The following is a 10,259-nucleotide window of genomic DNA, read 5'->3' as shown; positions in this document are numbered from 1 at the left end:
TGTCAAAGGCAGAAGTTATGCTGATAATAATCCTTTTCCACGATTCTGGTTATCGCTGCTTTATTGAAACGGTGAATGATGAACTTAAGAACATTTCGCAGGTGGAACACTCCATACATAGATACTTTGACCGCTTCATCATCAACTTATTATAGGCAATTACCACCTATTTCCTGTTTCCAAAGAAGCCGTCCATCAATGCACAAAGATCATTTACACTCCCTTTACATCGTTCTGAATCCGTCGAACTCACGTTAAATAATATTAAGTTCGATTCTGAGAGAGAAAAATAAACTTTACACTACCAAATTAATGCGTTAATAAAAAGATTGTTTATATTTGTACTTGCTTGTTGAAAACAACAGTAGGAATAATAATAACAAATTCATAAAATATGGAAACTATCTTTAATGTTATCACTTCTAATTTAGCCAATAAGATGCCTTTTAAGTCTCTTTTTAAAGAACTTGGAGATGCAAATATGAATTCAGAACAAAAGTTGAAATATCTGATGTTTTCAGCTTATTGTTTTTACTTTGATGGTGATATAACACACACGAAAGAAATTCTATCTGATTTAGTTAATTACAATTTTGATGGCGATTACAATAAATGGACTTGGATAGAAGGAAGCATTATGCTACAGCTGTATCTTGATGACTTTAATAATTTAGAATTAAAGAATAAAGTTCTGGCAACTTTAGATTATGGCAACGATGAGTTGAAGAACAAAATTAAGAAAAAAGCTTTTGCAAGAAGAGCTAATGGGCTGTTATTGCATACAAACGAAAAGTCGTCTTTAGTAAACAATAAAGAAGTAGACTTTTTAAAACTAATACCCTATTTCAGCGAACTTATTTTTATAAGGGCATTTGGAAATGGAGAAAAATTTTCTGAAGAACAATTGATGATCGACCTTACTTCTTTAGAGCAAAAGGTTAAATCTGTAATATCATTGTACAGATAAAAATAGTATTGTTTTGAGAAAAATAATTATGATTAAAGAAAACATTTTAGTATCTCACAATCAAATTATAGTTCGTTCTATTCCATTTAATCATGAAAAACAAAAATGGACGGAAGAAACTCTTGAAAGAGGAATATTGTGGAATAAAAACTATGTAATTTTAGACCCATTAGTTGATGAATCTTTTGGAAGTTGGTTTTTTATAGAAGAAAAAGATATATTACAACCTTGCGAAGATTCTATTAGGGCTGCCATTATTCCTTTTGAGGTAACCAATGTTTGTGATTTTAGTATAAATACAGTGTCAGAATCCATTAGATTATATAAAGATACCACCAAAGATATAATTCAAGAAAATGAAAAGGGAAATTATTATCCGCTGAATACATTAAATGAATATAGCTTTGAAAAAGGTAATTATAGTATGTTATTTGAAATCTGTATGGGCAAACCTTTAGAAAGTATTGAAGAAGATGAGGTTTACTATAGGTTCACTTTTAAAAAGGAAGAGAATTCTATATTTAAAGTATTAAAGGACGACCCTTATGGCTGGAATAAACAGATGAGTTTATAATAAGATAGAAGAACATAATGGATATTAGTAACATACTTAATCGCATTGTAAAAATAGAGCATGGTTTTAATCATATCATTGATGGATGTGAAGAAATTCTTTCTACATACTCCAACGAACAATGTCTTAAACTTGCTATAGAACTATTCAGAAACGAAGCTTACCAAGTGAGAATGTTGGCAACAATGATATTTGGACGATTAGGTGCAGAAAATAATGATGCACTATGTTTTCTGAAAGAACAAGTAAGTAAAGATAAAAATTGGCGTGTACAAGAAATGCTAGCAAAGGCTTTTGATGAAGTTTGCAAATGTAGAGGGTATGAAGCGTCTTTGCCACTCGTTGAAGAATGGATGAATAATAACAACCCAAATATTATTCGTGCTGTTACAGAAGGATTGAGAATTTGGACAAGTAGACCCTTTTTCAAAGAAAATCCATCGGTTGCTATTAACCTAATTAGTAAACATAAAACAAACGAAAGTGAGTATCTAAGAAAATCCGTAGGAAATGCCTTGAAAGATATTAGTAAGAAACATGCAGAACTAATAAGAATTGAAACTCAACAATGGAATTTATCTGACGCACGAGTTCTGTTTACATATAAACTTGCAACTAAATTATTGAAATAAAGTTTCGTCTTATTCTAATAAAACAAGACATAATAAAATGGCTTGAAAATTTATAATAACAAAAAAAAAATTATAATAATAAACCATCAAAATTTTAATTATAAATTTTAATTTTATAATTATAAATTTTCAAGTAGTAATTTCCTCAAAATAAATAATAAAAAAATATGACATCATATTTTATTAATATAACGTCATATTTTTTTATTTTAGCTGTTATGCTAATCTTACAAATTAAAATTCAATCAGAAATTTACATACCCATTCCTGTACCAACTCCACCAACTTGATTGTTTTTCTTTTCTTGGAAGTCGTTTGAAATATTGGTTTTATTTGTTTGGAATTGTTTCTTAGTATTACCAAAGTTCCATTTAAGTGTTAATCCTATTTGTTGAACAGGTATAATCATATCAACACGTTGTGTAAAGTCGGGACCTTCACTATATTGGCCATAATTCATCTTACCTGAGAATGGTGTAAAATAGTTCATACTTACATTTAGTTTTTCATTAAAGAAATCTTTTGCTAATGCAAAACTTATCATATTGAAACCACTTCCACTGCCTTGCAAAGTTTGTCGCTTCGTCATACCACCTGTATTGATACTTAATTTTATATCCCAAGGCAAAGTTTGTTGCACTCCAATAAATGCCATTGCTTGCCAAACATATTTCTTTTGATTAAGTTTGTCGGAACGCAAATCGCCATAATCGAAACCACCATTTAGATAAATACGTGTTTTTGGCGTTATAGAATAGTTCATGAATGTATTGAAGTTAGTCCAACGGCTGCGTACAATATTACCATAAGTAGTGTTCAATAAACCGTTAGCATCCATAAACGAATATTGTTCTATCTGATTGTTTGCAAATGCTTCGCCTAAAGTAAGGTTCATCATGAATTTAGGAGTGAAGAAATTGAACACAAGACTAACATTATGGCTCTCTTCTACATTCAAATCAGGATTACCATATGTAAGAACGGTAGGTATAGAACGGTCGATGTATGGATTAAGATATGAAATACCTGGACGCGAAATGCGCATATTATAATTCAATCCGATATTTATTGTTGCACCGAGATTATAAGTAAAACTTGCTGATGGCACTAAATTTCCATAGTTCTTTTTGAAATTATCGCCCCTTCCAAGTATAAATTCCACATTCTCCCATGTATGTTCATAACGTGCGCCCGCTTTTGCTCCAAACTTACCGAGAGTTATACTATATTCAATATACGAAGCTAAAATGCTTTGTTTGTTTTTGTAGTTTATGCTGTTATTGCTATCAAATATTTCATTTCCACCTATTATGTTATAATACTTCGAATCGGAAGTATTATTTCTGCTGATAAATTTAGCACCTACATTAAATGTTTCTTTCTTTGATAATGGAGTTGTATAATCGGCTTGGAAAGTATGTTCTGTACCACGTGTTTGTGCATCAGAATGTAAATCGTTTAATGTAAGCGGTATTCCAATTGGGAGTGGATCGTAAATATTTCTACTTTCGTTTGTTGCAGGATTTGTTGTAAACAAATAACTCAAGGTTATATTACTTGTTCTTTCTTTGTTTAAAAAGCGTTGGTAGTCTACATTTCCATTAAAAGAAAAGTTTTTGTTTTGTGTCATCATATCATTACCATACGAGAAACCACTACCAAAAATACCTCCAGAGAAAGTAGTAGTAGGATGTCCTGTGCTTTTTACGCTGTAATCCATAATTCCAAGAGAAGCACCAATATTGCTCATTGAATCTAATTCGTATCCTAAACTAACGTCGACCATATTAAAAGGTACCTTTGATTTGCTTTTCTGATACGAATACATTTTTGTTCCGTCAGTAGAAGTACGTTCGTTTATCATTTCCACATTACCAGATTCTACTTCGTTGTATACAGCATTAACACTATAAGTAAGTTTTCCTTGCTGCCCGCTTACAAATGCTGAACCATTCCAACCATAGTTACTAATCATCGCACTTAAACTTCCATTGTAACCATTCATAATTTTTTGCTTTCCACCTATTTTATTCATCACGATGTTCAGCACACCTCCAACTCCTTCAGCATCGTATTTTGCGCCAGGATTAGTTACAACTTCTATTGACTTAACCGAAGAAGCTGGCATCGATTTAAATATCTGTGAAGGATTAGCAGAAAACATTACATTTGGTTTGCCATCTACATAAACTTTAAAAGAACCTTGTCCGTTCACAGTTATATTATCTTGTCCATCTACTGTTACCATTGGAACTTTACGTAACATATCGAGTACAGTCTTCGATTTAGAATCAACATCGCTTTCTACATCGTAAGTCATTTTATCAGTTTCCATATTTACAAGTGGCTTTTGCGCTACAACTTCCACGCCTTTCATTAACTTTGCATCGTCTTGAATTAAAATAGTTCCAAGATTAACCATGCTATTTTCAGCACTGAGATGCAATTTTCTTTTTATAACTTTGCGTCCCATCGAACTGATAGTAAGTGTAAAGTTGCCTGTTCCTTCTACTTTCTGCAATATCTTTCCATTATCATCAGTAACAGACATAGCAACAGGCTTATCTAATTTTCCACCTTTAAATACACGAATAGTTGCAAACGATTCGCTTTCACGCGTAATCGAATCAAGTAATTCACCTGTAATTGTTGTTGTTTGTGCATTCATTATTGTGGCTATCCACATTAATGCAAATGTTAGTAACGTTTTTTTCATATAATTGTTTTTGTATTTTATTTTTGCACAAAGATAAATATAATATAAAGTAGCCGAAAATAGATTTCGACCACTTTATTTATTTTTTCGACGAAAAGACATTTTTAATTTACTTGCGATTCTATTTTGTGGCGAATACCTTTCATTGAAGTAAGAAAAGCTTTGGCAGAACCAAACTTCAGGTTCATATCTAAACGAATTGGAATATGGTTTTCGTCGTCGGTTACAAAAAAGTTGGCTATATTACGCCACTTATCATCGTCCTTTTCGTAATAAGCAAGTTCTAAACAACGATATTTTTTGTCGTTATCAGCTTTTATTGTTTTTTTACCATTATAAATGATACGTGCTGGAGAGAGCGATTTTCCATCAACCAATGGGAAGTTTACAACAAATCCTTTTTTCCAATTTGTAGGATTAAAACTTCTTGCCCTTAAAAAAATACTCATCATATCATAAACACATTCTTTTGGCGAACTAGTTTTCCAATGTTGTTCTCCATCATTGTCTATTCTGTGTTGCTTAACTTGTATTTTTCCTTTTGGATAAGAATAAAAAACTTCATCTACAGTATATCTTTTACCTTCCTTTGCTCCTTTACGATAATAAAGTGGTTCCAAATCCTTTGTATTGTAACAAAGCAATGTATCACGCATTATAAAATACTTATCTAACTTTCCATTTCCACGCGTTGTTAACGAAGCACGAAAAGCAGGAGTTCCTTCGTAAGTAGAAGAAATAGTATACCATGAAGCAGTTCCTACCTTTACCCAAACAAATTTCCAATTGAAATAAAGGTTGTAGTTTAAGTATTCGCCACTATTAAAAGCTGTATTACGAAAAGAACATTGTGCCGAAGTAGATACTGAAAACAACAGTAAAAGAGACACGATATAAAATTTTAATATTTTCATATTATCCCCGTTTTTCTTGTTTGTTACATAATATTCTTATTTCTTCTTTTAAAAAGAAAAAGAAAAGAGTAGTATGATATGCTGTGGATAGCGTTCATAAGTTTTTTATCAATTTCTTGCATATTTAGTTATCAACCCGTGAATAAAAGTTATCCACAACTAAAATATTTGTTTTCTTATTGATATTCAACTCATATAAGAAGTTATCCACATTTCCACTCTATCTTGCAAAGATAATAAGTTTATATCTTTAATCTTACAAAAGCTGTGTAAAACTTCTATAAAAACACGTTAATAACTCTGTGGTTATCCCCTATATCTTTCCTTCCTTTTATCGATTGTGGATAAGTGTATAGTTATTTTAAAGTTATTAACCGAGTTATTCATATAGTTATCCACAATTTGGAAATATGTTGGTTAATATCGGTATATACTATATGCTTTATGCTTTATGATTTCAATATCAGGCTAAGTATAATAAAAATAACTAAAAAACATCAGTATTCAGTAATTTTGCAGTACTTTTGTAATTTAAAACAATAGGATAAAAAATGAATCTTACAAGCATAGTAAATAAATTGTACTTCCAACCTCGTAGACGTGAATTAGAGCGTTATATTAACGAGGGAGAAGCTATCCAACACGAAATATTACAATACTTGATAAAACGTGGAAAAGATACTGAATATGGAAGAAACCATTTGTTTTATACTATCAATTCATATGAAGACTTTGTTCAAAATATTCCTGTAAATACCTACGAAGAATTAAAAGGCGATATCGACCGTATGCGACACGGAGAAAAAGATATTTTATGGCCTGGACAAGTAAAATGGTATGCAAAGTCGTCTGGTACTACAAACGATAAAAGTAAGTTTATTCCAATTACCGAAGAAGGTTTACAATCTATACATTATCAAGGAGGTAAAGATGTTTTGGCTTATTATTTAAGCAATAATCCTAATAGTAAAATTTTTAGTGGAAAAGGTCTTATTCTTGGTGGAAGTCATTCACCAAACTATAATCTTCCTAATTCGCTTGTAGGAGATTTAAGTGCTATTCTTATAGAAAATATAAATCCCTTAGCCAATCTTGTACGTGTACCTTCAAAAGAAGTAGCATTATTAAGCGATTTTGAAGTAAAACGCGACCGTATTGCACAAGAAACACTTTTAAAAAACATTACCAATCTTTCGGGAGTTCCATCGTGGATGTTATCAGTTTTAATACGCGTAATGGAACTTTCTGGTAAGAAACATCTGCAGGAAGTTTGGCCAAACATAGAAGTTTTCTTCCATGGAGGCATCGCTTTTACCCCTTATCGCGAACAATACGAACAGCTTATTACAAAGTCGGATATGAAGTATATGGAAACCTATAATGCTTCAGAAGGTTTTTTTGGCATTCAAGACGACCCAACTGATAAAAGTATGTCGTTAATGCTTGATTATGGCGTGTTCTATGAGTTCTTACCTATGGACGAGTTTGAAAGCGAAAAACCGAATATTGTTCCATTAGAAGGAGTAGAAGTAGGGCGCAATTATGCAATGCTTATTAGTACTGCCTGTGGATTATGGCGTTACGAAATAGGAGATACCATTCAGTTTACTTCTATTCGTCCTTATAAATTCTTAATTACAGGGCGCACAAAGTATTTTATCAATGCTTTCGGTGAGGAACTTATAATGGATAATGCTGAAAAAGGTTTAGAAGCAGCTTGTAAAGCTACTTGTGCGCAAATATCAGATTATACAGTAGCACCAATTTTTATGGATGCTAATGCTAAATGTTGTCATCAATGGCTTATTGAATTTACAAAACAACCCAACGATATTCACGATTTTGAACGCATTTTAGACAATAAATTACAAGAAATTAATTCCGATTACGAAGCCAAACGTTTCCACGATATTACATTACAGCAATTAGAAGTTGTGGTAGCCAGAAAGGAATTATTCAGCGATTGGCTAAAATCGAAAGGCAAACTTGGTGGACAACACAAAGTACCACGCTTATCGAATAGTCGTAAAAACATCGAAGAAATGTTATCGATGAATACAAAAAACGAAGACTTAGGTTAAACACATCAGATTGTATACAAGCTGTAAGGAGATATTAAACAAACAATATTTAAAGAAGATATGAACAAACAGAGCATCAAGAATACAAGTTGGAAAGCAGGAAGTATAATTATTTTCTGCTTATTTATGCTTACTGTTTTCTCATGTGCTAGAATGGGAAATCCTGATGGTGGTTGGTACGACGAAGAACCACCACGTATTCTCGGAACATCTCCTGCAGATGGTTCTAATGATGTGAATAGTAAAAAAGTTACCATTCTCTTCAACGAGTTTATAACACTCAACAATCCAACCGAAAAGGTAGTGGTATCGCCTCCACAATTAGAAACTCCTGAAATAAAAGTAAGTGGTAAGCATATTACAATTGAATTGCAAGATAAACTTAAGGAAAATACTACTTACACAATAGATTTTTCGGACGCTATTGCCGATAATAACGAGGGCAATCCATTAGGAAATTACACTTATTCGTTCTCTACGGGTAATACAATCGATACAATGGAAGTGGCAGGATATGTGCTTGAAGCGCAGAACTTAGAGCCTGTAAAAGGTATTTTAGTAGGATTATACAGCAATTTAAACGATACAGCTTTCCAACGTCAACCTATGTTGCGAGTTGCACGTACCGATGGAAGCGGGCGTTTTATAATAAAAGGTGTGGCAAAAGGCGATTATCGCATTTACGCTTTACAAGATGTTGATGGCAATTATAGATTTAGTCAGCAAAGCGAAAAATTAGCTTTTACTCCTGAAATCATTGTTCCTTCATCGAAACCAGATGTTCGTCAAGACACAATTTGGCGCGATTCTTTGCGTATTTCCGATATAAAACGTGTTCCTTATACACATTTCCTTCCCGACGATGTTGTACTTTCGGCCTTTACTGAAGTGCAAACCAATCGTTATTTACTGAAGTCGGAGCGAAAAGAAGCCGATCATTTCAGCTTGTTTTTCAGTTACGGCAATGCCGAATTACCAAAAATTAAAGGTTTGAACTTTAATGAAAAGAATGCTTTTATAACTGAACCCAGTCTGAATCAAGATACAATTACCTACTGGCTTCGCGATACAATGCTCGTAAATCAAGATACTTTGCGCATGCAGCTATCTTATTTAGCAAGCGATTCATTAGGTGCGTTGGTAAGTCAGACCGATACTTTAGAAATATTATCGAAAGTTCCGTATGCAAAACGAATGAAACAGCATAAGGAAGAATACGATAAATGGAAAAAACAGCAAGATAAAAACAAAGAAAAGGGTAATCCATATCAGGCGGAATATCCTAACAAACCTTTAGACGCAAGAATAAAAATAGGTTCGCAAATAGCACCCGACGAGAATCCAATATTTATTTTGCCTTCGCCAGTGGCTGTCTGCGATACATCGAAAATACATCTTTACGAACGAATAGATACAGTTTGGCAACGAGCCAAATATCAGTTTGGTAGTGTGCCAGGTATTCCTCGGCAATACAAACTTGTAGCTGCATGGGATTTTGGACACGAATACAATCTTGAAGTCGATTCTGCTGCCTTTATTGATATTTATGGCAAGGCATCTGGACAGATAAAACAGGGCATTAAAGTAAATTCGCCCGATGAATATAGTACACTTATCGTTTCGTTACAAGGTATGGACGGCAAAAACTGCTTGTTGCAATTACTAAACGAATCGGATAAACCTGTAAAGGAAATAACTGCAAAAAACAACGAAGCTATCTTCTATTATGTAAGGCCAGGTGTATATTACCTGCGCTTAATAGTAGACGACAACGATAATGGACGTTGGGATACAGGACTTTATAATACGAAGCAGCCAGAAACAGTTTACTACTATTCAAAAGACATAGAATGTAAAGCCAAACGCGATGTAAGAGTTTCGTGGAATCCACGCCAAACACCGCTTTATTTGCAAAAGCCAACTAAGATAACTAAGCAAAAAGCGGAGGAAAAACAAAAGATAAGAAAGCGAAACTATGAGCGTGCCAAGAAGTTAGGATTAGAATATAATCCTAAAAATGGAGTAGTAGAAAAGGTGAAAAAGAAGAAGCAAAAGAAATAGTATTAAACCCTTTGTTTTAAAGGGTTTCAAAAAGACAGAAAATTTATAATTACAATTTTTTATTTTGTAATTATGATTTAAAAAACGTAATTATATTTTTTGAAGAATGTAATTACGTTTTTTTTATTTGCTAACTAAATATTCTTATTCTTTAATTTTATATTTGAAAGAAGCTTAAGTTCTTTTTTGTTTAGTATCTTTAGAACTTTGTTCTAAATAGATATTTCCTAAGTTCAAAAAAATTATAACTATCCAAAAATTTGGCTTATATGACAAAAATGTGCTTATTTTAGAGTCGTTCTCTCTTATGTGAC

General features: G+C 32.6%; 7 protein-coding genes and 1 pseudogene. 6 read left to right on the top strand and 2 right to left on the bottom strand.

All coding sequences use genetic code 11. From position 1 onward, the window contains the following. The 4 genes and pseudogenes from HXN26_RS10910 to HXN26_RS10190 all read left to right on the top strand — a co-directional run. Window positions 1-152 (top strand): annotated as a pseudogene (locus HXN26_RS10910) (transposase); the annotation flags it as partial. Window positions 153-394: 242 nt separating this feature from the next. Continuing rightward, the gene (locus HXN26_RS10200) at window positions 395-967 is read left to right on the top strand and encodes a DUF6707 family protein (RefSeq protein WP_273161093.1); all 573 of its coding nucleotides are present in this window, start codon (window positions 395-397) and stop codon (window positions 965-967) included. Window positions 968-995: 28 nt separating this feature from the next. Next, the gene (comJ, locus tag HXN26_RS10195; RefSeq protein WP_273161092.1) at window positions 996-1,541 is read left to right on the top strand and encodes a competence protein ComJ; all 546 of its coding nucleotides are present in this window, start codon (window positions 996-998) and stop codon (window positions 1,539-1,541) included. A gap of 17 nt (window positions 1,542-1,558) precedes the next feature. Beyond that, window positions 1,559-2,173: a DNA alkylation repair protein gene (locus HXN26_RS10190; protein ID WP_273161091.1), complete on the top strand. Its 615-nt coding sequence runs from the start codon at window positions 1,559-1,561 to the stop codon at window positions 2,171-2,173. Window positions 2,174-2,426: 253 nt separating this feature from the next. Here HXN26_RS10190 and HXN26_RS10185 read toward each other — a convergent pair whose 3' ends face one another. Beyond that, window positions 2,427-4,889 (bottom strand): TonB-dependent receptor, encoded by a 2,463-nt coding sequence (locus HXN26_RS10185; protein WP_273161090.1) that lies wholly within the window; start codon window positions 4,887-4,889, stop codon window positions 2,427-2,429. A gap of 104 nt (window positions 4,890-4,993) precedes the next feature. Beyond that, the gene (locus tag HXN26_RS10180; RefSeq protein WP_273161089.1) at window positions 4,994-5,803 is read right to left on the bottom strand and encodes a DUF3108 domain-containing protein; all 810 of its coding nucleotides are present in this window, start codon (window positions 5,801-5,803) and stop codon (window positions 4,994-4,996) included. 551 nt (window positions 5,804-6,354) lie between these two features. Between HXN26_RS10180 and HXN26_RS10175 the strand changes: the two genes are divergently transcribed. Both HXN26_RS10175 and HXN26_RS10170 read left to right on the top strand, forming a co-directional pair. Further along, window positions 6,355-7,884 (top strand): GH3 auxin-responsive promoter family protein, encoded by a 1,530-nt coding sequence (locus tag HXN26_RS10175; RefSeq protein WP_273161088.1) that lies wholly within the window; start codon window positions 6,355-6,357, stop codon window positions 7,882-7,884. 60 nt (window positions 7,885-7,944) lie between these two features. After that, window positions 7,945-9,945, top strand: a complete 2,001-nt coding sequence (locus HXN26_RS10170) for an Ig-like domain-containing protein (RefSeq protein ID WP_273161087.1) — start codon at window positions 7,945-7,947, stop codon at window positions 9,943-9,945. Window positions 9,946-10,259 lie beyond the last annotated feature (314 nt).

Source organism: Prevotella aurantiaca (genome assembly GCF_015262605.1).
Taxonomy (GTDB): domain Bacteria; phylum Bacteroidota; class Bacteroidia; order Bacteroidales; family Bacteroidaceae; genus Prevotella; species Prevotella aurantiaca.
This window is presented reverse-complemented; position numbering and strand designations above follow the sequence as displayed.